Below are 24896 nucleotides of genomic sequence, written 5' to 3'. Positions count from 1 at the left end.
GCTCCCGCTGTGACCGTCACAACACTTCTTCGCGCACCGTCATGGTGCGCCCATCAGCACAAGGAATAATTCATGCGTAACACCACTCTTGCCGCAGCAACGGCACTCCTGGCGGCTGTACCCGTGGTACTCAGCCCAGCCGCCACTGCGGAGTCTGCCTCCGCATCTCACAGGGATAGTTCGGCTGTGTTTACCCGCGCCGTGAGCACCACGACCCCCGTGGTGGGCGACACCCTTACCTATGCCCAGCGATTTGTCACCACTGGCGGTAATGAGACCATCCGTAACTGGAGCAACAATCATGATACCTGCCTGCGCTACATCCCAGGATCTGCCACGGTGCAGGTGGGTGCACGGGACGCGGTGGCAGTCCCCGATGCGAACGTGACCGCAGCCGCTGGCCGCACCACCATTCGTTCCACATCGCCGAATGGGGCCTGGATCTACAACCAGGCCAACCCTTACACCCTGGCTGTGAGCTATGAGGTTACGGATTCGTGTAAGCCTGGCGCGCAGCTGCAATCCGGATTCTGGTACGACTACAACGGTTGGATAGGAACGGGCAATAAGAACTACGCTCCTAACCTCTTCAAGGGCGGCCCGGTCGCGGTGGTGCAGGATGGCCATCGGGTGAAGACCTCCCTGAGCCTGGGAGCCGTGGACAGGCTGGTGGAAGCTGGCGCAGAGGTTCCCCTGACAGCAACGCTGGCAGCCACACCAAGGCAAGGCCAAGAGGCCCCGGCAACCCTGGCCGGTAACACCATCACCTTCTTCAATGGCCGGGAAGAGGTCTGCTCCGCGCAGACCGACGAATCCGGAACAGCCACCTGCACCTGGACTCCCGCTGCTCCTGGAACGGCGAACATCAGCGCCCGCTTTGCTCAGAGCGACGACCTATTCGCCGCGGCTACCGAGGCCCAGCCAGTGAAGATTGTTCGAGCTCTCCCCAAGGCACCGAAGGACCTTAGCGTGTCCCCGGAGAAGCTGACGAACGCTCAGCACGCGGTCGTGTCCGGAACCGCCACCCCCGAAGCGCGGATCGAGGCCCTGGGCCCAGGCGGTACGCGCTGCGTAGCCACCGCCGATGATCAGGGACACTTCGAGTGCAACCTCGGCTACCTGCCTGCCGGTACGGGGCACACCATCTCCGTGGCTGAAACTGTCGACGGCGAGCGCTCGCCCGCCGGAGAGCTGATGGTTGACGTGGCCGGCGCTCAGCAGAAGGCCGATGGCTCCACTGCTCTGGGTAGCTCGCAGGGCCTGCTGGCGCAGTTCTTCTCCCTGCTCGGGCCACTGGGCGATCTCCTGGCTCGCCTGTTCCGCTTCTAGCTGGGGAGCCAGAGAGAAATAGCGGGAAAAGTTTTCCATAGTCGCCGCGTGATTTTGGTGTGAATACTAGACTCATAGTCATGACACAGAACGTATTTATCACCGGCGCAGCGCAGGGAATTGGGCGCGCGACGGCACAGCTCCTCGCAGATCGAGGCTGGACCGTCGGCGCCTTCGACATTTCCGACGACTTTTCTTGGGCGACCCACCCAAACATCCACACCGGCACGCTGGACGTGACCGATCCCGACGCCTGGTCCACGGCCCTCGAGGAGTTCGTTTCCGCCCACGGCGGACACTTGGACGTGCTCGTGAACAACGCCGGAATTCTCTATGGAGGCCCGTTCATGGAGGAGGGCTCCTACAAGCGCGATAGCGCCTTGGTGGACGTGAACGTGAAGGGCGTGCTGTACGGCGCTCGTGCGGCGCACCCATACTTGAAGGCGCAGGCTGGTTCGAAGCTTGTGAACATTGCCTCCGCTGCAGCTATTTACGGCACCCCGGACATGGCGGTGTACTCCGCAACGAAGTTTGCGGTTCGCGGCATCACTGAAGCTCTGGATTTGGAGTGGGATCAGGATGACATCACTGTCACGTCCCTGTGGCCGTTGTACGCCCAGACGGGCATGCTTGACGGTGTGGAAACCAGCGGAACCAAGCGCCTGGGTGTTCGCCTGACCGCTGATGATATTGCCTTGGAGGTCGCGAACCTGGTGGAGGCGTCGCGCTCGACGCCTACCAAGGTGCACCACCCCGTGGGCCTGCAGGCGAAGGTGATGTTCGCCGCGTCCCACTTCTCACCAGCGTTCATGACGCGTTTTGTGAACTCCAAGCTGGTGTCCGATCGCAAGATCCGTTTCTAAAAGCACGATCCGCTGGTGGTTACTCGCTGTAGTTGGCAGTGTATGGCGGGTGGCCGCTGGCGATAGAAATGCGGTTGAACGCGTTGATTGCGATAGCCGTCCACTGCGCGGCGGCGAGCTCCTCGTCGTTAAGTACCTGTGCTGCGTCCGCGAGTGCGGAGTTTAAGGCCGGGCCGCTCAACGTTCCGCTGCCCGCGGCGGGGACGGTGAGGGCCTCAGCGACCGTGAGGCACGCGCGCTCCCGCTCGGTGAACACCTCCGCATCGCGCCATGCGGGAAGCAGGTCCAGTTTCAGTGCGGACACTCCCGCGCGTCGGGCGGCGGGGACGTGAACACTCAAGCACGCCACGCAGCCATTGATCTGGGACACACGGATGTTGATGAGCTCGCTGAGCGCGCGGTCGATGCCCGCAGCCTTGCTGGCCTTTCCTACTTCCTTGGTTACCCCAACCATTGCCTTGTAGGTGGCTGGTTGGCTCTTGTCTAGGTAAGGACGATCTGTGGGGGACATAGGGTTTTACCTGCTTTCTTTCGTTGTAACTGTCTCGGTGCGCTCGCCCGGTTCAGGCAAATTCGCACGCGCATGGGGTTCTGGGTTTGTGCGGGGTTTAATAACCCCGTTGGGAAGCTTCGGTGCGGGAAGCCAGCTGAGGCCGTCCGCGTTCTTGCCTGGTCCCCCGTGGCCTACGTAGTCTTTCACGTCACCGAAGCGCTCGGTGCGGGCCTGCCACTGATCACGGAACTCTGTGATCTCTTCGCTGGAGCGGCCTACGAAGTTCCACCACATGACGATGTCCTCGGGGAATGGCTCGCCGCCCAGAAGCACAAGGCGCGCGGGGGAGTCCGACTCATTGCGGATTCTTAAGCGCGTGGCGCCGATTCCGGTGTAGCCGATCGCAGAGACGGGGATGGGAGTGTTTTCCAGTACGATGTTGCCCTCGTCGACCAGGAGTCCATGTTCGAAGTCAGGGTCTACGTCCAGAGTGATGGTGCTGTGGGGATCTACCGTGAGTTCCGCGCCCAGGAGTGGGGTGTGGGTCTCGATGGGGCTGGTGGCCCCTGCGAGGGAGCCGATGAAGACCAGCGCGGAGCCACCCTCCAGAGGGCATGGCGTGGGTGCATAGTGGTCCAGGGCGCGCGGTGCCGTTGAGCGCACGCTGTTGGGCAGTGCCACCCAGAGCTGCACACCGTGCAGGGTTGTGACGTCAGAGGGAGAAGTTTCGGAGTGGCAAATGCCAGCTCCGGAGGTCATCAGGTTCACTTCACCCGGCAGTACCATTCCACGATTGTCACCGGAATCGATATGTTCGATCTTCCCCTCAAAGAGCCAACTGACGGTCTGCAATCCGGTGTGAGGGTGGGGAGCTACGTCCATGCCGCCCGTCGAGGACACATCGGAGGGGCCATAGTGGTCTGCGAAGCACCATGCTCCAATGAGGGATCGCTTCTTCTGGGGAAGCGTCCTGCGTACCGGCATCGCCCGAGGTCCTCCGAGGGGAACCTCCCGGTGGGTGATGATCTCCACATCCGCATAGGTGTCGCTCGTCGACGTAGTGCGACCCTTAGTAGTTTGTCCCTCAGTGGTGTGCCTCTCAGCGGTGAGTTTTTCAGTGGCGCGCTGAGTGTCCGGTTCGCCGCCGGAGGTACAGACCCGTTGGATGGGCTGGGACTCGAGGTTGCTCATACATCCCAATATAGTTGACACATCACAAATCTGCAGGGGGCTTTTACATGCAGAAGCGCCCTGCCTGACGAGTCTCATCAACTCGACAAGGCAGGGCGCCTGTTTAAGAGCTCTCCCGTTACGCTCTCGCCTCGGCCTGTGGCCGGGTAGAGCCTAACGATGAGGGGCTAGGCAGTTCTTAGTGGAACTGGCCTTCCTCGGTGGAGCCCTTCAGAGCGGTGGTGGAGGAGTTTGGATCCACGGTGGTGGCGATCTTGTCGAAGTATCCTGCACCAACCTCGCGCTGGTGCTTCACAGCGGTGAAGCCGCGCTCCTCGGCAGCCTTGAACTCCTTGTTCTGCAGCTCCACGAATGCGGACATCTGGCGACGTGCGTAGCCGTGAGCCAGGTCGAACATGGAGTAGTTGAGGGAGTGGAAGCCAGCCAGGGTGATGAACTGGAACTTGAAGCCCATTGCGCCCAGCTCGTTCTGGAACTTGGCGATCTCCTCGTCCTCCAGGTGTGCGGACCAGTTGAAGGATGGGGAGCAGTTGTAGGCCAGCAGCTGGTCTGGGAACTCAGAGCGAACAGCCTCGGAGAACTTCTTAGCCAGCTCCAGGTCAGGGGTGCCGGTCTCCATCCAGATCAGGTCAGCGTATGGAGCGTATGCCTTCGCGCGTGCGATGCAAGGCTCGATGCCGTTCTGAACGTTGTAGAAGCCCTCGGAGGTGCGGCCGCCGGTCAGGAATGGACGGTCACGCTCGTCAACGTCGGAGGTCAGCAGGGTAGCAGCCTCGGCGTCGGTACGTGCAACAACCAGGGTTGGGGTGTTGGAAACGTCAGCAGCCAGGCGAGCGGAGTTCAGGGTACGAACGTGCTGCTGGGTTGGGATCAGAACCTTACCACCCAGGTGGCCACACTTCTTCTCGGAAGCCAGCTGGTCCTCCCAGTGGGTACCAGCAGCGCCGGCCTTGATCATGGCCTTCTGCAGCTCGTAAACGTTCAGTGCACCACCGAAGCCGGCCTCACCGTCGGCAACGATTGGAACCAGCCAGTTCTCAACGGAGTCATCGCCCTCAACGCGAGCGATCTCATCTGCACGGGACAGCGCGTTGTTGATGCGCTGAACAACAGATGGAACGGAGTTTGCTGGGTACAGGGACTGGTCTGGGTAGGTGTGGCCGGAGAGGTTAGCGTCACCAGCAACCTGCCAACCGGACAGGTACACAGCCTTCAGGCCTGCACGGACCTGCTGAACAGCCTGGTTACCGGTCAGAGCGCCCAGAGCGTTGATGTAGGAGTCGTCGCCCTTGTTGACTGCGTCCCACAGGATCTCAGCGCCGCGGCGTGCCAGGGTGTGCTCCTCAACAACGGTTCCCTGCAGCTCGGCAACCTGCTCTGCAGTGTAATCGCGCTTGACGTTGGCCCAGCGTGGGTTCTCGTCCCAATCCTTCTGGATCTCTGCAGCGGTACGTGCCTTGCCTACGTTAGACATAGAGTGTTCACTTCCTTAACTCAATGAGGTGACTGAGGTGTCGCTTACAAAGCTTACCAACCTGTGCCACGTGGTCAATGCTTCGATAATCCGCGTAAATGCGGTGGGGGTGGGAGAAATCCGCTGCTGACACGCTGGAAAATGCCAGGCGTACTTATGAATGTCAGTATCTCTTGGCATGCCCAAGGTGCCGATCTTACTGGGACAATGGTTTTCAGAGACGCCCCCGCAGGGTGTAATCAGCTGTCCACTCATTACCCCCAAAACGCGCTGAGATTAGCCCGGGGTGGGGGTGATTATGGGGCCCAGTAGAGCCAAGGGCATGCCGAACGTGACTGCCGTCACCTACTCTAAAGAGAGTAAGTTTCCCAGAGATGAAGGAGTCACCATGACCTCTACCCAGCAGACCGAGCGCGTTTCTGCCGGCGGCCTTCAAGTCGCCAAGACTCTGTACGATTTCGTCAATAACGAAGTACTGCCAGCAATTGGCAAGTCCTCAGAGTCTGATCAGAGTGCTTTCTGGGATGGTTTTGGCAAGATTGTTGCGGAGTTTGGTCCTCGTAACAAGCAGTTGTTGGCGAAGCGTGATGAGTTCCAGGCCACGTTGGATAAGTGGTACGCGGAGAATCCTGGTGAGCAGGATGCTGAGAAGTACACGGCGTTTTTGAAGGAGATTGGTTACCTGGTGGATGAGCCGGGTGACTTTGAGATCCAGACGCAGAACATCGATCCGGAGATCGCTGAAACCAACGGCCCACAGCTGGTGGTTCCAGTTCTGAACGCCCGCTTTGCTCTGAATGCTGCCAACGCTCGGTGGGGTTCCCTGTATGACGCGTTGTACGGCACGAACGCTATTTCTGAAGAGGGCGGTGCTGAAAAGGGCACGGGCTACAACAAGGTTCGTGGTGACAAGGTCATTGCGTGGGCTCGTGACTTTTTGGACCGTGCTGTGCCGCTGGCGGAGGGTTCTCACGCTGATGTGACGAAGTACTCGGTGGAGTCCGGTGAGTTTGTTGCTGAGGTTGATGGTGCTCAGGTTGGTTTGAAGGCTCCTGAGGCGTATGTGGGTTACGCCGGGGATGTGGCTGACCCATCCAGCATTTTGCTGCGTAACAATGGTTTGTACATTGACATCCAGATTGATCCTGAGTCCCCCGTCGGCTCTACTGACAAGGCCGGCGTAAAGGACATCATCCTGGAGTCCGCTGTGTCCACGATTATCGACTTCGAGGACTCCGTTGCCGCTGTGGATGCCACCGATAAGACCTTGGGCTACCGCAACTGGTTTGGTCTGAACGCCGGCACCCTGGAGGAGAAGCTGGAGAAGAACGGCAAGACCTTCACCCGTAAGCTCAACGACGACCGTATTTACACGGGTCGTGATGGTGATGAGGTGCGTTTGCATGGTCGTTCGTTGTTGTTTGTGCGTAATGTGGGTCATTTGATGCAGAATCCGGCGATTTTGGATCAGGATGGTGAGGAGATTTTCGAGGGCATTATGGATGGTGTGATCACCACCGCTGCTGCGATTCCTGGTCTGGCTGAGGATAATGAGCGTCGGAATTCTCGTAATGGTTCGATTTACATTGTCAAGCCTAAGCAGCATGGTCCTGAGGAGGTTGCGTTTACGGATGATTTGTTTAACGCGATTGAGGATTTGTTTGGGTTGGAGCGTTACACCTTGAAGGTGGGTGTGATGGATGAGGAGCGTCGTACGACGGCGAACTTGGATGCGTGTATTGCTGCGGTGAAGAACCGTTTGGCGTTTATTAATACTGGTTTCTTGGATCGTACGGGTGATGAGATTCATACGTCGATGGTTGCGGGTCCGATGATTCGTAAGGGTGATATGAAGTCTTCTGCGTGGATGTTGGCGTATGAGGACAACAATGTGGATGCTGGTTTGGCTCATGCTCTGCCTGGTAAGGCTCAGATTGGTAAGGGTATGTGGGCTATGACTGAGTTGATGGCTGAGATGTTGGAGCAGAAGGTGGGTCAGCCGAAGGCTGGTGCGACGACTGCGTGGGTTCCTTCTCCTACGGGTGCGACGTTGCATGCGACGCATTATCACGAGGTGGATGTGTTTGCTGTGCAGGAGCAGTTGCGTGAGCAGGGTCGTCGGGATTCTTTGGGTAAGATTTTGACGGTTCCTGTGGCTGGTGCTGCTGTGGGTGAGGGTTCTGCGACGTGGTCTGAGGCTGAGGTTCAGGAGGAGTTGGATAACAACTGTCAGTCCATTTTGGGTTATGTGGTGCGTTGGGTTGAGCAGGGTGTTGGTTGCTCGAAGGTGCCGGATATTCATGATGTGGATTTGATGGAGGATCGTGCGACGTTGCGTATTTCTTCGCAGTTGTTGGCGAACTGGCGTAAGCATGGTGTGGTGTCTGAGGAGCAGATTGTTGATGCTTTGGAGCGTATGGCTGTGAAGGTTGATGGTCAGAATGCTGGGGATGCTGCGTATCGTGATATGGCGCCTGATTTTGATTCTTCTGTGGCGTTTCAGGCTGCGAAGGATTTGATTTTGAAGGGTGAGCAGTCGCCGTCTGGTTATACTGAGCCGATTTTGCATGCTCGTCGTTTGGAGTTTAAGGCCAAGAACAACATCGCCTAAGCTTTAGACAAGCTTCATTGAACGAAACCCCCAGGTGTCCGTTATGAGCGGAGACTAGGGGGTTCGTTTGTTTTGGCTGAAGCGGTTTGCTTTCGTGCGGTTGCCGCATTTTTTCATGGAGCACCATTGTCGTCTACGGCCTTGGGAACGATCCTCGAACAGGATTCAACGGATTCTGACGTGGCTACCTGCATGCCCAGAAGTTGGAGATACCCATCATTGTTGGCGCTAGTAGCAACACGCACGCTGGTTTTCACCACCCGGCCACCTTCACGGACGTTCATGGTCAGCGCGTCACAGGACAGGTAGTAGTACGGGCCAGAATCCATGGGTCTAGTTCGGAACTCGTCGACCATGGTCCCGAGTTCTTTGGCCATGTCTGAGACCTGGGATTTTGAGAAGCTGTTGATGTCGAGTGCGGCTACCATGTCGTTCGCCCTGCGGGTGGACAGGATCTGGTTGATGAAGTCTCGAAGCATCTGTCGCATCAGGTCGGGGAGACTTGGGTGCACAATTCTTCGAGATAGGCGATGGAGTCTATAGGATGGTTCCCGTGTGTACCGCCTTGTGGCTTAACGTGGGTTACAGATACGCCACGCTAGCGGACGCAACCGGAAATGTGATTACTGTTACAAAAGTCTAATGATGAAGTTTGATTATGACCCAGAAGCTGATGCTGCCTATTTAACTATAGCGCAGCCAGGTGTCCTTCCAGAAGGCCAGATATCAGCAATAACTACCGAAGGGATGGAAGGGGAAATTGAGATAGACATTGATGAAAATGGTAAAGTTATCGGTATCGAGTTTATAAATGCTTCCTTGATCCTTCCTTCAGGTTTCCTTGAGCGCCAAACAAGGAAATCATGACCCTATTTAAAAGGGTCTGCGAGGTAGAAAAGTTGCATCCTGATCGGGGCCACGTCTCTGATTCATTCTGAATTGATGACCCGCACTCAAGCCAGCACCCGCTGACTTAAAGTGTGTCGACGCATTCACATTAAATGTCCTCGGCCGTAGCCTTCCGTAAATGCTATCGCCACTGCTGTCCGTGCACGGCTGTGCTTCTCGCTCATCTCTCGGCGGAGCTCCTCTGGTGTTACGTAGAGGTATTAAGTAGCGGGCGTAGGTCTATCCAGTAGAGGTGATACTGCTGGAGCTCAACTCCAGTGGTGAATCCTGCCGCCCCGGAATTTCGTTTCCATCTGCGAAGGATTTGATTTTGAAGGGTGAGCAGTCGCCGTCTGGTTATACTGAGCCGATTTTGCATGCTCGTCGTTTGGAGTTTAAGGCCAAGAACAACATCGCCTAAGCTCTAGACAAGCTTCATTGAACGAAACCCCCTGGCGTCCGTTATGAGCGGAGGCTAGGGGGTTCGTTTGTTTTGACTAAAGCGGTTTGCTTTCGTGCGGTTGCCGCATTTTTTCATGGAGCACCATTGTCGTCTACGGCCTTGGGAACGATCCTCGAACAGGATTCCGCAGCGTTCGTGCGCGCACTCCTTAAGCCGTTCTATGTCAGATGTTCCGAAAAGCTCAATGGCATCGCGGGCGACGAAGCCCAGGACTTCCTTGAGGGTCATATTGGACCGCAGTCGGAAGGTGCGTGAGTCCGCTAAGGTATCCAGCTGAGGCTGTGGTTGGTGCTGCGCCCACGTGTTCAGAGTGTCAACGGCGTTCTTCGCACGGGCGGGGTCTACTAGTTCGCCGCTGCTTAAGGTCGCTTCGGCGAGGTCAAAAATTGATTGTCGAAGCTGTTCGATCTCATTGAATGAGGGGCACGGCGTGTTGTGCTGAAGTCCGGGGAGAGTTTTACCCCACGCTGTGTTGTCTCGGCATGCCTCGATCCAGCGAGCGAGGCTGGACGGGTCCTGGCTTGGGTCATCATGCAGTAGATCCACAGTGAGGTAGAGGGGGTCTTTTCGTCTCCGAAGTGTGTTTGCGAAGTCCAGGCTGGGGCGCGCTCCGTGAAAAACAAAGTCCAACTCCTGCGATGCTGTGGCAGCCGTGTTGCTCATAAGTTCAGTGTACATGCTTGAACTAACCCCTTGAGGGGGTTAGTGTTGAGGTATGAATGATCGCAGACTTCCTTTAAGCATCTATGCCCTGCCCCTGGTTGCTGCATTTATGCTGCCAAATCTTGCAACTCCGCTTATGGAGCTGTGGCGGCAGGATATCGGCTTTTCCTCGGGCATGCTGACACTGATCTTCGTCATGTATTTAGGCGGCTTGGCACCGGCATTTCTCCTTGCGCCGAGTCTGGGCCGCTTGTGGGGACGGCGTACAACGCAGATCCTGGCCTGCGTCTTGGGGATTCTTTCTTGTGCCTTCTATGTTTTCGGCGTGAATATCGCGCTGCTGTTAGTGGCTCGAGTGCTCACCGGGTTGTGCTCAGGTCTGATTTTGGTGCATGGGCCTAGTGCTGTTCAGGCCATGGCTGATAGTGCTGAAAAGGCTAAAGCAACCTTTATTGCGACGATGGGTATCGCCATTGGTTTGGCCGGAGGACCACTATTCGCCGGATTTATTGCTCAATGGTTGCCATGGCCCACAAAGACTGTGTTTGTACTCATGGCCGCCCTGCTGGCCTTGTCTCTGCTTTTGATCACAACGGAGCCAGAAACCACTCGCGAAAAGGTCACATCCTGGTTGCCGTTTAGCGGCCTGGGATCCAAGAGTGTGAGGACGATTGCCGCGGGCCTTGGTGCGTTCAGCCCAGGCATGACCGCCGCTGCGATTGTCTTGGCGCTATCCCCCACCCTCCTGATGGGGCTCGGCGGACCCACGGGTCCACTAGGCGCAGGACTGATGGCCGGTGGAATGTACGCGATGAGCCCAATTGCACAATCGATGGTTCGTAAGCTTCGGAGCATGGCGCACATTCGCCTCTCTTTGGGGCTCATCGTGCTGGCTATGATCTCCTTCGCTTTCGCGGTCACCAGCCATAACCTTCCTATCCTCATCCTGAGCGCAATCTTGATGGGTGCTGGACAGGGAATCAGTAACCTCGGCAGCTTTGGATTGATTCACCAAGAAGTGACACCAGACAATGTTCCGGGAGCCACGGCGGTCTTGAGTCTCGGCACCTACGCCAGTGCCAGCATCGTTCCACTCGCCGGAGGATTCCTCATTGATGCACAGGGGCTGGAAAGCGCTGGAGTGTACATGGCACTGGGCGTTGTCGTGATGGTCCTTATCGGAGCCTTTTTTGCCCGTGACAGCTACGTCGCGGCTCACGGAGAATCCTGACATGCGGATCGGGATTGTTGGAGCTGGTGTTGCAGGGCTGACGCTCGCCGCTATCCTCAGCGAGCGAGGGCTGAATGTCACCATCCTTGATGCGGCAAATTCTCTGGAGCCAATCGGTGCGGGATTCACTTTGCAACCAAATGGTTTGAAAGTCTTAGCTCACGTTGTGGATTTGGACCAGCTTCTAGTCTCGGCTGCTCGGGTATCTGAATCGTCAATTTCTCATTGGGATGGCCGACCACTCGATGTCGACATTATGGGAAGGCTGAGTGAGGGTGCAGAATCCTATTCCATCCATCGCGGTGATCTTCATGCAGCATTGCTTGAACGATTGCCGAAAGATGTGCAGCTCCTGTTAGGGCAGAGAGTCAGCCGAGTCTGGCAAGAAGAACATGGAGCCTGCCTTGAAACAGACCAGGGTGTGGCTCATGCTTTCGACGTGGTGATAGGGGCTGACGGAGCCCGGAGCGTTGTTCGCGACTTCATTGATCCCGATTATCATCTGGACCTTGGGCACGGGGTAGCAATTCGAACTTTGATTCCACGAGAGGAAGAGGAAACGAAGTTTAAGCGATTCCAAGCATGGTTGGGCGAAGGCAAGGTTGTCCTGGGATATCCCGTTCGCCATGGCGACTTCCTCAACATTGCGTGCTACGTGGAATCAGAGCTCTGTGGAGATTCAGAGTGGTCACAACCCGTAGATCCCGGATGGTTGCTCGAACAATTTGAAGGCTGGGATGAAGCATTACTGAGGTTGCTGGCGAACTCGCGTGAGTGCTTTAGCTGGCGCTTGGCCAACCTCAGCCCACTAAAAAACTGGACGCGAGGACACGTTGCCCTAGTGGGTGATGCTGCCCATGCAATGGTGCCCTACCTGGGGCAAGGAGCAAACCAAGCTCTCATGGACGTGGACGTCTTAGCACATTGCTTGTTGGACGGCGGTCAAGGTTTGGCCTTGATACAAGACCGCCTCATGGATTACCAGCGGAAAAGAATGAAAGCAGCTCGGGTGATGCAGCAACTGTCAGCAGAGGCGGGACAACTCTACAAAGAAAGGACAGTGAACAATCTTAATCAGCGAAGTGAGAAATTAGAGCAATTCCTAGAACGCGTGAAGTCGTAGCTTTGCGACAGTTCGATCAAGAAATCGAAGGTCACATTATGCACAGCAACATTGATCTCCAAAATCTGCTTGATAAAAGCGTTAAGGATGGCTTCGATGCGAAGCTCAATCTTACATATGTCCATGTGGACGCCGATCGCGTACACGTGAGTCTTGATGTAGATGCCAGCCTTCATCAACCCGCGGGCATCGTTCATGGGGGAGTGTTTGCTTCGATTGTTGAATCGGTTGCTTCCGCTGGAGGTGCTGCGTACTTGTTTGCACGCTCGCGCCGAGCCGTGTTCGTCGGGATGTCGAACAATACCGAGTTTCTGAAGAGTGTCAGTGGTGGCGTTCTTGAGGCGATAGGGACGCCGCTGCATCAAGGAACGATGACGCAGCTGTGGAAAGTGGAAATCAAGCAGGCTGGCACAGGTGAGTTGGTGAGTGTAGGAACCTTGCGCGGACAGAACGTATTGACCGGAAAAGGGGCCTGATAATGGATCGACTGACAGAAGATCTACTGCGCAGCACCGTGGACACAGTAGTGAGCAAGTACGGGCGCCATTACAGAAGGGCGAAAATCGCAGCAGATGAACCGGCGACTGAATTGTGGAAGGACTTAGCGGATGCCGGCCTTGTGGGAATAGGGCTTCCGGAGGAGTACGGAGGAGGTGGGGCTGGTCTCCTAGAGTTCAGTATTGTTGCAGAACGGTTGGCTGAGCAGGGGCACCTGCCAGTTCTCTTGGTGATGTCGCCGGGCATCGTGGGCTCAATTCTATTGGGAGTTGGAACTCATGATCAGAAGAAGAGGTTTCTACCTGGAATTGCTAGTGGAACGGTGAAGTGTGCCTTCGCGATTACAGAGCCTGAAGCGGGAAGCAATACCCATAGGACTCGCACAAAGCTGCAGAAGACTGATGATGGTACGTACCGCTTACATGGTGAAAAATGCTTCATATCTGGAGTAGATGAGGCTGACTATGTTCTTGTTGTTGCTCGAGAAGTTGATGAAGCAAACGACGGACAAGTGTGTTGTTGCCTGGTTCCTACTGATACGGCGGGTCTCACAAAGGCAAAGATTGAGACCGAGGATTTTAGCGCTGATTCTCAGTGGTTAGTGCACTGTGACAATGTTCGTGTAGAAGCGAGAGATGTTGTCGGAAGAGGAACGAACGGCTTTAAGGCACTGTTCAAGGGCCTCAATCCAGAGCGAATTCTTATGGCTGCGTTCTGTAACGGTATTGCCCTACGTGCCTTAAGTAAGGCCATTGACTACTCCAAGAGCCGCGAGGTGTGGGGCGCTCCCATTGGATCTCATCAAGGGGTCGCGCATCCGCTTGCTGAAGCCAAAATCGACGTAGAGCTTGCGAGGCACATGACAGCACGTGCTGCGTCTGCGGCTGATGCAGGAGAGCATGCTGGAGAGCTTGCCAACTACGCAAAGTTTTCTGCTGCTCGAGCAGCAGAAAAAGCCGTGGATCGAGCAATCCAAACGCATGGCGGCAACGGATTCAGCAAAGATTATGAAGTTTCGGAGTTGTACTGGCCTGCCAGGTTGTTCCGGACTGCACCAGTCAGTGAGGAGATGATTCTGAACTATGTATCACACCAGGTACTAGGTCTTCCGCGGAGCTATTGAATGCGCTTGACCAGCGTCAACGCTCACCACAAAGCGGAAGATCAGCACAACTGATTCACGATCCCATGAGAAAGGATATTGAGAAAACATGACTACAGAAAATTACATCAAGGTTGGAAGCCTGTCGGTGGCTCCAATTCTCCTAGAGTTCATCAACACCGAACTATTGCCGGCCATCGGAAAGGGCTCGGACGCTGACATCGATGCTTTCTGGGATGGTTTTGGCAAGATTGTTGCGGAGTTTGGTCCTCGTAACAAGCAGTTGTTGGCGAAGCGTGATGAGTTCCAGGCCACGTTGGATAAGTGGTACGCGGAGAATCCTGGTGAGCAGGATGCTGAGAAGTACACGGCGTTTTTGAAGGAGATTGGTTACCTGGTGGATGAGCCGGGTGACTTTGAGATTCAGACGCAGAACATCGATCCGGAGATCTCTGAAACCAACGGCCCACAGCTGGTCATCTCGTCGCTCAACTCGCGTTTTGCTCTGAATGCTGCGAACGCTCGGTGGGGTTCCCTGTATGACGCGTTGTACGGCACGAACGCTATTTCTGAAGAGGGTGGTGCGGAAAAGGGTACGGGCTACAACAAGGTTCGTGGTGACAAGGTCATTGCGTGGGCTCGTGACTTTTTGGACCGTGCTGTGCCGCTGGCGGAGGGTTCTCACGCTGATGTGACGAAGTACTCGGTGGAGTCCGGTGAGTTTGTTGCTGAGGTTGATGGTGCTCAGGTTGGTTTGAAGGCTCCTGAGGCGTATGTGGGTTACGCCGGGGATGTGGCTGACCCATCCAGCATTTTGCTGCGTAACAATGGTTTGTACATTGACATCCAGATTGATCCTGAGTCCCCCGTCGGCTCCACTGACAAGGCCGGGGTTAAAGATGTGGTTCTTGAAGCGGCGATCTCTACCATCATTGATTTTGAAGATTCTGTTGCCGCGGTCGATGCGACCGACAAAACCCTGGGCTACCACAATTGGCTAGGCCTCAATGTGGGTGATCTCACCGAGGAGATTACCAAGGAGGGACGTACGTTCACTCGCCGGTTGAACCCGGACCGTATTTACACGGGTCGTGATGGTGATGAGGTGCGTTTGCATGGTCGTTCGTTGTTGTTTGTGCGTAATGTGGGTCATTTGATGCAGAATCCGGCGATTTTGGATCAGGATGGTGAGGAGATTTTCGAGGGCATTATGGATGGTGTGATCACCACCGCTGCTGCGATTCCTGGTCTGGCTGAGGATAATGAGCGTCGGAATTCTCGTAATGGTTCGATTTACATTGTCAAGCCTAAGCAGCATGGTCCTGAGGAGGTTGCGTTTACGGATGATTTGTTTAACGCGATTGAGGATTTGTTTGGGTTGGAGCGTTACACCTTGAAGGTGGGTGTGATGGATGAGGAGCGTCGTACGACGGCGAACTTGGATGCGTGTATTGCTGCGGTGAAGAACCGTTTGGCGTTTATTAATACTGGTTTCTTGGATCGTACGGGTGATGAGATTCATACGTCGATGGTTGCGGGTCCGATGATTCGTAAGGGTGATATGAAGTCTTCTGCGTGGATGTTGGCGTATGAGGACAACAATGTGGATGCTGGTTTGGCTCATGCTCTGCCTGGTAAGGCTCAGATTGGTAAGGGTATGTGGGCTATGACTGAGTTGATGGCTGAGATGTTGGAGCAGAAGGTGGGTCAGCCGAAGGCTGGTGCGACGACTGCGTGGGTTCCTTCTCCTACGGGTGCGACGTTGCATGCGACGCATTATCACGAGGTGGATGTGTTTGCTGTGCAGGAGCAGTTGCGTGAGCAGGGTCGTCGGGATTCTTTGGGTAAGATTTTGACGGTTCCTGTGGCTGGTGCTGCTGTGGGTGAGGGGTCTGCGACGTGGTCTGAGGCTGAGGTTCAGGAGGAGTTGGATAACAACTGTCAGTCCATTTTGGGTTATGTGGTGCGTTGGGTTGAGCAGGGTGTTGGTTGCTCGAAGGTGCCGGATATTCATGATGTGGATTTGATGGAGGATCGTGCGACGTTGCGTATTTCTTCGCAGTTGTTGGCGAACTGGCGTAAGCATGGTGTGGTGTCTGAGGAGCAGATTGTTGATGCTTTGGAGCGTATGGCTGTGAAGGTTGATGGTCAGAATGCTGGGGATGCTGCGTATCGTGATATGGCGCCTGATTTTGATTCTTCTGTGGCGTTTCAGGCTGCGAAGGATTTGATTTTGAAGGGTGAGCAGTCGCCGTCTGGTTATACTGAGCCGATTTTGCATGCTCGTCGTTTGGAGTTTAAGGCCAAGAACAACATCGCTTAATAACTCCCGCTAACAACCCCTTCAGATCGTCAGCTAGTATCTTCCGCTAGCGCTCGTGCAGTCATGCCATCCGTGTATAACGGGTGGCATGACCTCTTTATTTACCCCGCTGGACCTGCCGCACCATCGCCTCCCCAATCGCGTGACCATGGCGGCGCTGACACGCCAGCGCGCAGGTGAAGATGGCGTGCCCACGGATCTCCACGTGCGCTATTATTCCCAGCGAGCCTCGGCCGGGCTGATCGTGACGGAGGGGACCTTCCCGGCGTTTAGCAGCCGCGCTTTCCCTGGTCAGGCCGGTATTGCGAACGAGGAGCAGCAAGCGGCGTGGGCCACGGTTGCCGAGGCAGTGCACGCCGCGGGTGGAACGATCTTTATGCAGATCATGCACGGTGGGCGCCTGTCGCACCCGGACTTGTTGCGTGGGGTGCAGCCGGAGGCGCCGAGCGCTGTGGCGTCGGGCACTCAGGTTCACACCTTCAACGCCAAGGTGGACGCGGCGCTGCCCCGCGCGGTGACGCACGAGGATATGGATCGCATTGTTGAGGAATTTGTGGCGGGTGCGCGCCGTGCCATTGATGCCGGATTAGATGGCGTGGAAATCCATGGCGCTAATGGCTATTTATTGCATCAGTTCCTGAGTCCGGAATCGAATCTGCGTACCGATAACTATGGCGGTTCGCCGGAAAATCGTGCTCGTTTTGTGGTGCGGGTGGTCCGGGCAGTCGTTGAGGAAATTGGTGCTGGCCGCACGGCGTTGCGGATATCCCCCGAGCACAATATTCAGGGCGCCCTGGAGCCTGACCGTGCTGATGTTATTGCCACGTATGGGGCGCTACTGAAGGGGTTGGATGATCTGGATATGGCGTATATCTCCCTGTTGCATAAAGATGCTGCGGGGATATTCGACGCCGAAGCCTCCGACCGAGACGCCGCTCAATCCGAAGTGACGGATCTTCCCGCGTGGATTCGGCAGGAATATGGTGGCCGGCTGATATCCAATACCGGTTTTGGGGAGCTCACGCAGCTGGATGAGGCGCAGATTATTGTGCATAGTGGTCGTGCCGATGCGGTGGCCGTGGGCCGATTGTTTATTGCGAATCCCGATCTTCCCCAGCGTTGGGAGCACGGTTGGGAGTTGAATGAGCCCGATTCTTCGACGTTCTATAAGGGTGGAGAGCGCGGATATACGGATTACCCTGCTTACGCCCGGATTTTTGAGTATGACGCGGTGCTGTTTGACCTGGACGGCGTGATTACTCCCACCGCTGATCTGCATAGGAAGGCGTGGGCTCGCATGTTTACGGCCTTTTTTGAGCAGCGGGGCGTGCGGCCGTATACGGAACAGGATTACTTCGATTACCTCGATGGGCGCCGCCGAGATGAGGGAGTGCAGGCCATTGTGGAATCTCGTGGGATGACCTTGCCGGTCGGTGAGCCGGATGATGCCGCGGACGTGGAGAGCGTTCACGGCTTGGGCGCGCGGAAGAACGAGGACTTTCTGCAGCTCGTGGCAGAGGGTGTGCAGGCGTATCCAGGGTCGGTGCAGTTGTTGGATGCGATCCGGCAGCGCGCGCAGGAAGCGCACACAGCGCAGGCTGGACGATCCGCACGCAAGGCACCGAAGATCGCGATTGTGTCCTCCTCGAAGAACGCGCGGCCCGTGCTGGAGGCGGCCGGTCTGCTGGATCGCTTCGAGCTGGTTGTGGACGGCCTGGTGGCAGTGGAACAGGAGCTTCCGGGAAAGCCCGCGCCGGATACGTATGTGTATGCGACGCAGCAGCTGGGCGTGTCCGTGGATCGGGCTGTGGTGGTGGAGGATGCCACCAGCGGCGTGGCCAGCGGCAAGGCCGGAGGTTTCGGGCTTGTGGTGGGCGTGAACCGCGGGACGGGTGCAGATGCGCTGTTGGATGCGGGCGCCACGCTAGTTGTTGATGACCTGGCCGAGCTGCTATAAACGCTGCTGGCCAGTGCGGCCTATTCCGTAATGCTGCCTGGATCGTGCCATAATGTTGCCATTACTCATACGCCCGTCAGGAGCAACCCTTTCATGAGCTCTAAGTCCTCTACATCGCAATTGGAGCAGTTTCTTGCCCAGCGCCGTACTCAGTCTCACCAGGGCCCCAACCGTCCTGTGGATGGTGGGGATTTGAATGCGGCGAATTTCCGCACGGATTGGAAGTTGGCGAATGCGGATCCTCTGGCGGCGATTGATCGTGACGTGCACCCCGTGGATGAGTGGGCGTGGGTGGAAACGAAACCTAATCACGGCGATCTTGGCGTGATGGAGACGCTGTTTGCATTATCGAATGGCTATTTGGGCCTGCGTGGTAATCCGCCGGAGGGCCGTGATTCCCATGCACATGGCACGTTTATTAATGGTGTGCACGAAACGTGGGATATTCAGCACGCCGAAGACGCCTATGGTTTAGCACGGGCTGGTCAGGGAATTGTCTCTGTCCCCGACGCCAAAGCGATGCGGTTGTACATCGACGATGAACCGTTGCGGCTGGGCAATGCCGAGGTCAGCGACTATAAGCGCAGCCTGGATTTCCGTGAGGGTGTGTTGCGCCGCACGCTGGTGTGGCGAACGCCGGGTGGAAAGCGAGTCCGGGTGACGTCGGAGCGGATGGTTTCTTTCCAGGAGCGCCATGTGGCGATCATGAGCTTGGAAGTGGAATTGCTGGATGCTGATGCGGCCGTGGTGATTTCTTCTCAGCTGCTCAACCGCCAGGATGGGGAAGATGAGTTCCCCAATGCGGATCGGGGCCCCATGGCCGAGTCCGATGAGCATTTTGATCCGCGTAAAGGTGAGCAATTTAAGGAGCGGGTGTTCCTTCCGAAGTATCAAAAGAGCGCCGGGGCCGAGAACGCGACCTTGGGCTACCAGGTGAATCATTCGGGAATGACGGTGGCCGCTACCATGGATCACATTCTTGAAGTGGATAATCCGGCCGATGCACATGGGCAGCCGGGTGTGGAGATTTCCACCGAGGTGTTGGAGGATGTGGCCCGGGTGACCTATCACCTCAAGGGCAACAAGGGGATGAAGCTGCGGTTGGAGAAGTTCGTGGCGTACCACTCCTCCCGCCATGTGGCGCCGGAGGAGCTGGCGTTCCGCTGCGAGCGCACGATTACGCGCGCGAAGTCCGTGGGATTTAGCAATCTGGTGGCGAATCAGCGCAAGTGGTTGGGCCGTTTTTGGAAGCGGTCGGATGTGCGCATTGAGGGGCAGCCGGAATTGCAGCAGGCGGTGCGGTGGAACTTGTTCCAGCTGCTGCAGGCCTCGGCGCGCGCGGAGTTTAATGGTATTCCGGCGAAGGGCATGACGGGCTCTGGCTATGGAGGCCACTACTTCTGGGATACGGAGATTTATGTGATGCCGTTCCTGTGCTACACCAACCCGGCCTATGCCCGGAATGCACTGCGTTTCCGTTATGACATGCTTCCCGCGGCGAAGCAGCGCGCCCTGGAATTGTCCCACGATGGCGCCTTGTTCCCGTGGAGAACGATTAACGGGCAAGAGTCCTCTGCGTATTACGCGGCGGGAACGGCTCAGTACCATATCGATGCCGATATTGTGTTCGCCCTGATGAAGTATGTCTATGCCACCGGGGACGTGGATTTCCTGCTGGAGCAGGGCATTTACATTCTGATTAATACGGCCCGTTTCTGGATGTCCTTGGGTTTTTTCAACGCGGATCAGAAGCGTTTTGAGATTCACTCCGTCACGGGACCCGATGAGTACACCACCGTGGTGAACAATAACCTGTACACCAATGTGATGGCTCGCTTTAACTTGAGCATCGCCGCGGCCGTGGCGAAGCAATTGCGGGAGGAACGCCCCGGCGATTACGAGGACTTGGCGCGCCGCGAGGGGCTGTCCGACGACGAGCTGGCTCTGTGGGTGAAGGCCGCGGAGTGCATGTACATTCCGTTCAATGAGCGCCTTGGCGTGAACCCCCAGGACGATCAGTTCCTTCAGCGCGAGATCTGGGACCTAGATGATCCGGATGCGGAGCCGAAGCGGCCGCTGCTGCTGCACTATCACCCGCTGACGATTTATCGCTACCAGGTGCTGAAGCAAGCAGATGTGGTGTTGGCGCTGTTCCTGCAAGGCCAGGAGTTCCTGCCGGAGATTAAGAAGGCTGATTATGACTACTATGATCGCCTGACCACGGGAGACTCCACGCTCAGTGCCGTGGTGCAGTCCATCATGGCCGCGGAACTGGGCTACGAGGATAAGGCCTTGGACTTTTTCCACCGGGGTCTGTTTGTGGATCTGGGTGACCTGCACGGCAACACCAGCGATGGCGTGCACATTGCGTCCTGTGGTGGCGTGTGGTCCGCGCTGACCAATGGCTTCGGCGGATTGCGGGATCACTATGGGCACTTCTCCATTTACCCGCGCCTTCCGCGAGACTGGGAGAGCTTGACGTATTACATCACGTTGAGCGGGGTGCGCCTGGAGGTGTGCGTCCGCGATGGAGAGGTGACGGTCTCCGTGGACGACGGGGATGCCTCCCAGGGTGTGCAGCTGATCGTGATGGGAGAGTCCGTGGAGATCGGCGGCCAGTCCGGCCGCGAGTCCGTCACGGTGCACGGACAGACGGTGTTGAGCGAGGGTGCTGCCGCCGTGGCTCCCAGCCACGCCCAGTATGCGGCGCACCGCGATGAATCCGGACCGGAGGGGCCGTTGAACTTCGAGCCGGAGCAGTAGCGGTTCGCCTCACGGCAGGCGCTCTCCCGCGGGTGTGCGTAGGTGAGCCGTGGTTCGGGTGGTAGGCCGGGGGAGGGGTGCGCTGGGCGTCGAATCTAAAAAAGACATATTTCTATAACTATATTGATATGACGGAGCCCGTTTTCGGCATTTTCGCAACGTGAGTTTTTCGTAAATCAGTACATTTGTACTGTTGGAAAACAGCAGGTCAAGTGCTATGACCCCCATAACGGGGTGTGAAGGCAGTGACGTGAGCTACCAAAAGTGGTTCAAGCAGGGGTCCAGGCCTTACAGTGTCTATGACACTGGAGGTGCCATGACTGTTAAATCTGACGACCGTGAAGCAATCGTTCACGGCAAAATTACGACGAAGCCACTAAGGGAAAAGCCTGGCTTCCCATCTTGGGCAATGAAGCTGACGATGGCCGTAACGGGCATCATCTTCGGCCTCTTTGTCCTGGTTCACATGGTAGGAAACCTAAAGGTTTACATGGGAGCCGAATCCTTCAACACCTACGCTGACTTCCTGCGCGAATTCGGCTACCCGCTGATCCCACACGAGGTCTTCCTCTGGGTATTCCGCGTAGTCCTGATCGTCAGCCTGGTGCTCCACATTTGGTGTGCCTTCGCACTGCGCGGCCGCGGCTCCAAGTCCCGCGGACGCTTCAAGCGCAAGGGACTGTCCCAGGGCTACACCTCGTTCGCAGCACGCAACATGCTGGTCACCGGCGTAGTCCTGCTGCTGTTCATCATCTTCCACCTGCTGGACCTCACCATCGGCGCGAAGCCCTTCGCCTCCGATGAGTTCCAAGGCCCAGTGGACGGATCCCACGCAGCATTCCAGAACCTCATCGCCTCCTTCGAGCGCCCAGGCGTAGCAATCTTCTACATCCTGGCCATGCTGGTTCTGTTCCTGCACCTGTCCCACGGAATCTGGGTTGCAACCTCCGACCTCGGCATCACGGGCCACCGCACCCGCCAGGTAGCACTGTGGATTGCATACCTGTTGCCAGCCATCGTCATGATCGGCAACATCTCCATTCCGCTGGCAGTAATGCTGGGTCTTGTGGACAACGTCCCATTCGTTCCTTCGGCTGGGCACTAGTCGCGAGTCTGATTTAGGAGAAGAGAAATCAATGAGCGAAGTTACTAACCACCCGCACAATCAGACCGCGGACTTTGACTACGACAAGGCTGTAGCGGCCTTCGCCGCTCCACAGTCCTCCGTGCCTGGCGTGAGCGTGGGCACCGTCCTCAAGGACAACGCACCACACGCCGTATCCCAGGACAAGCAGTGGCAGTACGCCAAGGAGCACTTCGGCATGGTCTCCCCGTTGAACCGTGCCAAGTTCCGCATCCTCATCGTCGGCACCGGCCTCGCCGGCGGCGCAGCAGCCGCCGCGCTCGGCGAGCTGGGATACGACGTCAAGGTGTTCACCTACCACGACTCCCCACGCCGTGCGCACTCCATCGCCGCACAGGGTGGTGTGAACTCCTCCCGCGGTAAGAAGCTGGATAACGACTCCACCTACCTGCACGCCAAGGACACCGTGAAGGGCGGCGACTACCGCTGCCGCGAAAACGACTGCTGGCGCCTGGCCATGGAGTCCCCCAAGGTCATCGACCACATGAACGCCATCGGTGCCCCATTCTCCCGCGAGTACGGCGGCACCCTGGCCACCCGATCCTTCGGTGGTGTGCAGGTCTCCCGCACCTACTACACCCGTGGACAAACCGGTCAGCAGCTGCAGCTGGCCACCACCTCCGCCCTCTACCGCCAGATCGGCGCAGGCCACGTGGAAATCTTCACCCACAACGACCTCGTGGACCTCATCGTGGAGGACGGCGTATGCCAGGGTGTTGTGATGCGTAACCTCATCACCGGTGAGCTGACCGCACACACCGGCCACGCCACCGTGCTGGCTACCGGCGGATACGGCAACGTGTACCACATGTCCACGCTGGCCAAGAACTCCAACGCATCCGCCATCATGCGTGCATACGAGCTGGGCGCCTACATGGCCTCCCCATCCTTCGTGCAGTTCCACCCAACCGGCCTGCCCGTGAACTCCACCTGGCAGTCCAAGACCATCCTGATGTCCGAGTCCCTGCGTAACGACGGCCGCATCTGGACCCCGAAGAAGAAGGGTGACGACCGCGATCCGAAGGACATCCCCGAGGACGAGCGCGACTACTTCCTGGAGCGCCGCTACCCAGCCTTCGGTAACCTGGTGCCCCGCGACATCGCGTCCCGTGCCAACGCACAGCAGATCAACGCTGGCTACGGCGTAGGCCCGATGAAGAACTCGGTGTACCTGGACCTGGGTGACGCCATCAACCGTCTGGGCAAGGACACGATCCGCGAGCGTTACTCCAACCTCATCCAGATGTACGAAGAGGCCATCGGTGAATCCGCATACGAAACCCCGATGCGTATTGCACCAACCTGCCACTACACCATGGGTGGCCTGTGGACCGACTTCAACGAGATGACCTCCATTCAGGGACTGTTCTGCTCCGGAGAATCCTCCTGGATGTACCACGGTGCAAACCGCCTGGGTGCAAACTCCCTGCTGTCCTCCTCCGTGGAAGGCTGGTTCACCCTTCCGTTCACGATCCCGAACTACCTGGCACCACGCCTGGGCACCCCAATCCCAGACGTCGATGGCCCGGCAGCAAAGGCCGCCATCGAGCGCGCCGAAGCTCGCATCAACAAGATCATGAACATCAAGGGCGACAACCCACACTCCGCCGAGTACTACCACCGCCAGCTGGGCGAGATCCTGTACTTCTCCTGTGGTGTGTCCCGCAACGTCAAGGACATGAAGTCCGGCATCGAGAAGATCCGCGAACTGCGTAAGGACTTCTGGGCCAACGTTCACATCCCTGGCGATGCCGACGACATGAACCAGCAGCTGGAGTACGCAACCCGCGTGGCTGACTACCTGGACCTCGGCGAGCTGATGTGCGTGGACGCACTGGACCGCGACGAGTCCTGTGGTGCACACTACCGCGATGACCACCTGTCCGAAGACGGTGAGGCCGAGCGTGACGATGACAACTGGTGCTTCGTCTCCGCATGGGAGCCGGATGGCGAGAACAAGTTCATCCGTCACTCCGAGCCACTGTTCTTTGACCGAATCCCGCTGATGACAAGGAATTACAAGTAATGAAACTACATCTTGAAATCTGGCGTCAGGCGGGCCCGAATGCCGAAGGCCACTTCGAGTCTGTCGATGTCGACGACGCAGCAGAGCAGATGTCCATCCTGGAGCTGCTTGACCACGTAAATTACAAGTACGTCGAGGCTGGCAAGGAGCCATTCACCTTCGCCTCCGACTGCCGTGAAGGTATCTGTGGAACCTGTGGCCTCATGGTCAACGACCGTCCACACGGCCCGGACAAGAACAAGCCGGCCTGCCAGCAGCGCCTGCTGTCCTTCAACGATGGCGACACCATCAAGCTGGAGCCACTGCGCTCCGCGGCCTACCCAGTGGTCAAGGACATGCTGGTGGACCGTTCCGCACTGGATCGCGTGATGGAAAAGGGTGGCTTCGTGTCCGTCATGGCTGGAACTGCCCCCGACGCCGACTCGTTGCTGGTCAACCACGCCGACGCCGAACGCGCCCTGGACCACGCTGCCTGCATCGGCTGTGGTGCCTGCGTTGCCGCATGTCCGAACGGTGCTGCGCACCTGTTCACCGGTGCAAAGCTGGTTCACCTCACCCTGTCCCCACTGGGACGTGAGGAGCGAGGACGCCGTGCACGGAAGATGATCGACGAAGTCGAGACCAACTTTGGTCCATGTTCCCTGTATGGTGAATGTGCAGACGTTTGCCCGGCGGGCATCCCACTGACTGCCGTCTCGGCCGTTACCAAGGAGCGCGCACGTGCGGCGTTCCGCGGCAAGGACGACTAACATCC

Annotated in this window: 19 protein-coding genes and 2 pseudogenes; 15 read left to right on the top strand and 6 right to left on the bottom strand. The window is 57.2% G+C overall.

From position 1 onward, the window contains the following. The first annotated feature begins 72 nt into the window (after positions 1-72). Complete coding sequence (locus IAU67_RS09165) at positions 73-1329, top strand: Ig-like domain-containing protein (protein ID WP_151842339.1); 1257 nt, start codon at positions 73-75, stop codon at positions 1327-1329. 80 nt (positions 1330-1409) lie between these two features. After that, complete coding sequence (locus tag IAU67_RS09160; RefSeq protein ID WP_151842338.1) at positions 1410-2192, top strand: SDR family oxidoreductase; 783 nt, start codon at positions 1410-1412, stop codon at positions 2190-2192. 19 nt (positions 2193-2211) lie between these two features. On the opposite strand, the gene IAU67_RS09155 is transcribed toward IAU67_RS09160, so the two are convergent. From IAU67_RS09155 to aceA, 3 genes are all read right to left on the bottom strand, one after another. Continuing rightward, entirely contained in the window at positions 2212-2703 is a 492-nt protein-coding gene (locus tag IAU67_RS09155) for a carboxymuconolactone decarboxylase family protein (protein WP_151842337.1), read from the bottom strand. Between the two features lie 6 nt (positions 2704-2709). Continuing rightward, the gene (locus IAU67_RS09150) at positions 2710-3876 is read right to left on the bottom strand and encodes a pirin family protein (RefSeq protein WP_151842336.1); all 1167 of its coding nucleotides are present in this window, start codon (positions 3874-3876) and stop codon (positions 2710-2712) included. A gap of 178 nt (positions 3877-4054) precedes the next feature. After that, complete coding sequence (gene aceA, locus IAU67_RS09145; protein WP_151842335.1) at positions 4055-5350, bottom strand: isocitrate lyase; 1296 nt, start codon at positions 5348-5350, stop codon at positions 4055-4057. A 388-nt stretch (positions 5351-5738) separates the two neighbouring features. On the opposite strand from aceA, the gene IAU67_RS09140 reads away from it, so the two are divergent. Beyond that, complete coding sequence (locus IAU67_RS09140; RefSeq protein ID WP_158062900.1) at positions 5739-7961, top strand: malate synthase G; 2223 nt, start codon at positions 5739-5741, stop codon at positions 7959-7961. A 54-nt stretch (positions 7962-8015) separates the two neighbouring features. Here IAU67_RS09140 and IAU67_RS09135 read toward each other — a convergent pair whose 3' ends face one another. Both IAU67_RS09135 and IAU67_RS09130 read right to left on the bottom strand, forming a co-directional pair. Continuing rightward, positions 8016-8123 (bottom strand): CGNR zinc finger domain-containing protein, encoded by a 108-nt coding sequence (locus IAU67_RS09135; protein WP_225723523.1) that lies wholly within the window; start codon positions 8121-8123, stop codon positions 8016-8018. Beyond that, positions 8123-8413: pseudogene (locus tag IAU67_RS09130) on the bottom strand (transposase); the annotation flags it as partial. The gene IAU67_RS09135 and the pseudogene IAU67_RS09130, both read right to left, overlap by 1 nt. Positions 8414-8603: 190 nt before the next feature. On the opposite strand from IAU67_RS09130, the gene IAU67_RS09125 reads away from it, so the two are divergent. Next, a complete protein-coding gene (locus IAU67_RS09125) occupies positions 8604-8828 on the top strand; it encodes a DUF2283 domain-containing protein (protein WP_225723500.1) in 225 nt (74 codons plus the stop codon). Between the two features lie 496 nt (positions 8829-9324). On the opposite strand, the gene IAU67_RS09120 is transcribed toward IAU67_RS09125, so the two are convergent. Continuing rightward, positions 9325-9975, bottom strand: coding sequence for a CGNR zinc finger domain-containing protein (locus tag IAU67_RS09120; protein WP_151842333.1), 651 nt, complete (start codon positions 9973-9975; stop codon positions 9325-9327). Positions 9976-10027: 52 nt separating this feature from the next. On the opposite strand from IAU67_RS09120, the gene IAU67_RS09115 reads away from it, so the two are divergent. The 11 genes and pseudogenes from IAU67_RS09115 to IAU67_RS09070 all read left to right on the top strand — a co-directional run bounded on the left by IAU67_RS09115 (position 10028) and on the right by IAU67_RS09070 (position 24891). Next, positions 10028-11206 carry an MFS transporter gene (locus IAU67_RS09115; RefSeq protein ID WP_151842332.1) on the top strand — a complete coding sequence of 393 codons (1179 nt, stop codon included), beginning with the start codon at positions 10028-10030 and terminating at the stop codon, positions 11204-11206. 1 nt (position 11207) lies between these two features. After that, positions 11208-12329 (top strand): FAD-dependent oxidoreductase, encoded by a 1122-nt coding sequence (locus tag IAU67_RS09110; protein WP_151842331.1) that lies wholly within the window; start codon positions 11208-11210, stop codon positions 12327-12329. A 38-nt stretch (positions 12330-12367) separates the two neighbouring features. Next, positions 12368-12805, top strand: coding sequence for a PaaI family thioesterase (locus tag IAU67_RS09105; protein ID WP_151842330.1), 438 nt, complete (start codon positions 12368-12370; stop codon positions 12803-12805). Between the two features lie 2 nt (positions 12806-12807). Then, the gene (locus IAU67_RS09100; protein WP_151842329.1) at positions 12808-13950 is read left to right on the top strand and encodes an acyl-CoA dehydrogenase family protein; all 1143 of its coding nucleotides are present in this window, start codon (positions 12808-12810) and stop codon (positions 13948-13950) included. A gap of 88 nt (positions 13951-14038) precedes the next feature. Further along, positions 14039-16252, top strand: coding sequence for a malate synthase G (locus tag IAU67_RS09095; protein WP_151843355.1), 2214 nt, complete (start codon positions 14039-14041; stop codon positions 16250-16252). A gap of 88 nt (positions 16253-16340) precedes the next feature. Further along, a pseudogene (locus tag IAU67_RS09995) lies at positions 16341-17450 on the top strand (alkene reductase); the annotation flags it as partial. A gap of 33 nt (positions 17451-17483) precedes the next feature. Further along, a complete protein-coding gene (locus tag IAU67_RS09900) occupies positions 17484-18209 on the top strand; it encodes an HAD family hydrolase (RefSeq protein WP_370451978.1) in 726 nt (241 codons plus the stop codon). A 93-nt stretch (positions 18210-18302) separates the two neighbouring features. Continuing rightward, complete coding sequence (locus IAU67_RS09085; protein WP_151842326.1) at positions 18303-20972, top strand: glycoside hydrolase family 65 protein; 2670 nt, start codon at positions 18303-18305, stop codon at positions 20970-20972. A gap of 316 nt (positions 20973-21288) precedes the next feature. Then, positions 21289-22077, top strand: a complete 789-nt coding sequence (locus IAU67_RS09080; RefSeq protein ID WP_151842325.1) for a succinate dehydrogenase cytochrome b subunit — start codon at positions 21289-21291, stop codon at positions 22075-22077. Positions 22078-22108: 31 nt separating this feature from the next. Next, the gene (locus IAU67_RS09075) at positions 22109-24142 is read left to right on the top strand and encodes a fumarate reductase/succinate dehydrogenase flavoprotein subunit (protein ID WP_151842324.1); all 2034 of its coding nucleotides are present in this window, start codon (positions 22109-22111) and stop codon (positions 24140-24142) included. Next, on the top strand, positions 24142-24891 hold the full coding sequence (locus IAU67_RS09070; protein ID WP_151842323.1) for a succinate dehydrogenase/fumarate reductase iron-sulfur subunit: 750 nt from the start codon (positions 24142-24144) through the stop codon (positions 24889-24891). Before IAU67_RS09075 ends, IAU67_RS09070 begins: the two co-directional genes overlap by 1 nt. Positions 24892-24896: the final 5 nt, after the last annotated feature.

This window comes from Corynebacterium zhongnanshanii, from assembly GCF_014490575.1.
Taxonomy (GTDB): domain Bacteria; phylum Actinomycetota; class Actinomycetes; order Mycobacteriales; family Mycobacteriaceae; genus Corynebacterium; species Corynebacterium zhongnanshanii.
This window is presented reverse-complemented; position numbering and strand designations above follow the sequence as displayed.

Excerpts from the sequence above, each read along its gene's own strand:
- IAU67_RS09165 (WP_151842339.1), top strand. The coding sequence starts at position 73 with ATGCGTAACACCACTCTTGCCGCAGCAACGGCACTCCTGGCGGCTGTA.
- IAU67_RS09160 (WP_151842338.1), top strand. The coding sequence starts at position 1,410 with ATGACACAGAACGTATTTATCACCGGCGCAGCGCAGGGAATTGGGCGC.
- IAU67_RS09155 (WP_151842337.1), bottom strand. The coding sequence starts at position 2,703 with ATGTCCCCCACAGATCGTCCTTACCTAGACAAGAGCCAACCAGCCACC.
- IAU67_RS09150 (WP_151842336.1), bottom strand. The coding sequence starts at position 3,876 with ATGAGCAACCTCGAGTCCCAGCCCATCCAACGGGTCTGTACCTCCGGC.
- aceA (WP_151842335.1), bottom strand. The coding sequence starts at position 5,350 with ATGTCTAACGTAGGCAAGGCACGTACCGCTGCAGAGATCCAGAAGGAT.
- IAU67_RS09140 (WP_158062900.1), top strand. The coding sequence starts at position 5,739 with ATGACCTCTACCCAGCAGACCGAGCGCGTTTCTGCCGGCGGCCTTCAA.
- IAU67_RS09125 (WP_225723500.1), top strand. The coding sequence starts at position 8,604 with ATGATGAAGTTTGATTATGACCCAGAAGCTGATGCTGCCTATTTAACT.
- IAU67_RS09120 (WP_151842333.1), bottom strand. The coding sequence starts at position 9,975 with ATGAGCAACACGGCTGCCACAGCATCGCAGGAGTTGGACTTTGTTTTT.
- IAU67_RS09115 (WP_151842332.1), top strand. The coding sequence starts at position 10,028 with ATGAATGATCGCAGACTTCCTTTAAGCATCTATGCCCTGCCCCTGGTT.
- IAU67_RS09110 (WP_151842331.1), top strand. The coding sequence starts at position 11,208 with ATGCGGATCGGGATTGTTGGAGCTGGTGTTGCAGGGCTGACGCTCGCC.
- IAU67_RS09105 (WP_151842330.1), top strand. The coding sequence starts at position 12,368 with ATGCACAGCAACATTGATCTCCAAAATCTGCTTGATAAAAGCGTTAAG.
- IAU67_RS09100 (WP_151842329.1), top strand. The coding sequence starts at position 12,808 with ATGGATCGACTGACAGAAGATCTACTGCGCAGCACCGTGGACACAGTA.
- IAU67_RS09095 (WP_151843355.1), top strand. The coding sequence starts at position 14,039 with ATGACTACAGAAAATTACATCAAGGTTGGAAGCCTGTCGGTGGCTCCA.
- IAU67_RS09085 (WP_151842326.1), top strand. The coding sequence starts at position 18,303 with ATGAGCTCTAAGTCCTCTACATCGCAATTGGAGCAGTTTCTTGCCCAG.
- IAU67_RS09080 (WP_151842325.1), top strand. The coding sequence starts at position 21,289 with ATGACTGTTAAATCTGACGACCGTGAAGCAATCGTTCACGGCAAAATT.
- IAU67_RS09075 (WP_151842324.1), top strand. The coding sequence starts at position 22,109 with ATGAGCGAAGTTACTAACCACCCGCACAATCAGACCGCGGACTTTGAC.
- IAU67_RS09070 (WP_151842323.1), top strand. The coding sequence starts at position 24,142 with ATGAAACTACATCTTGAAATCTGGCGTCAGGCGGGCCCGAATGCCGAA.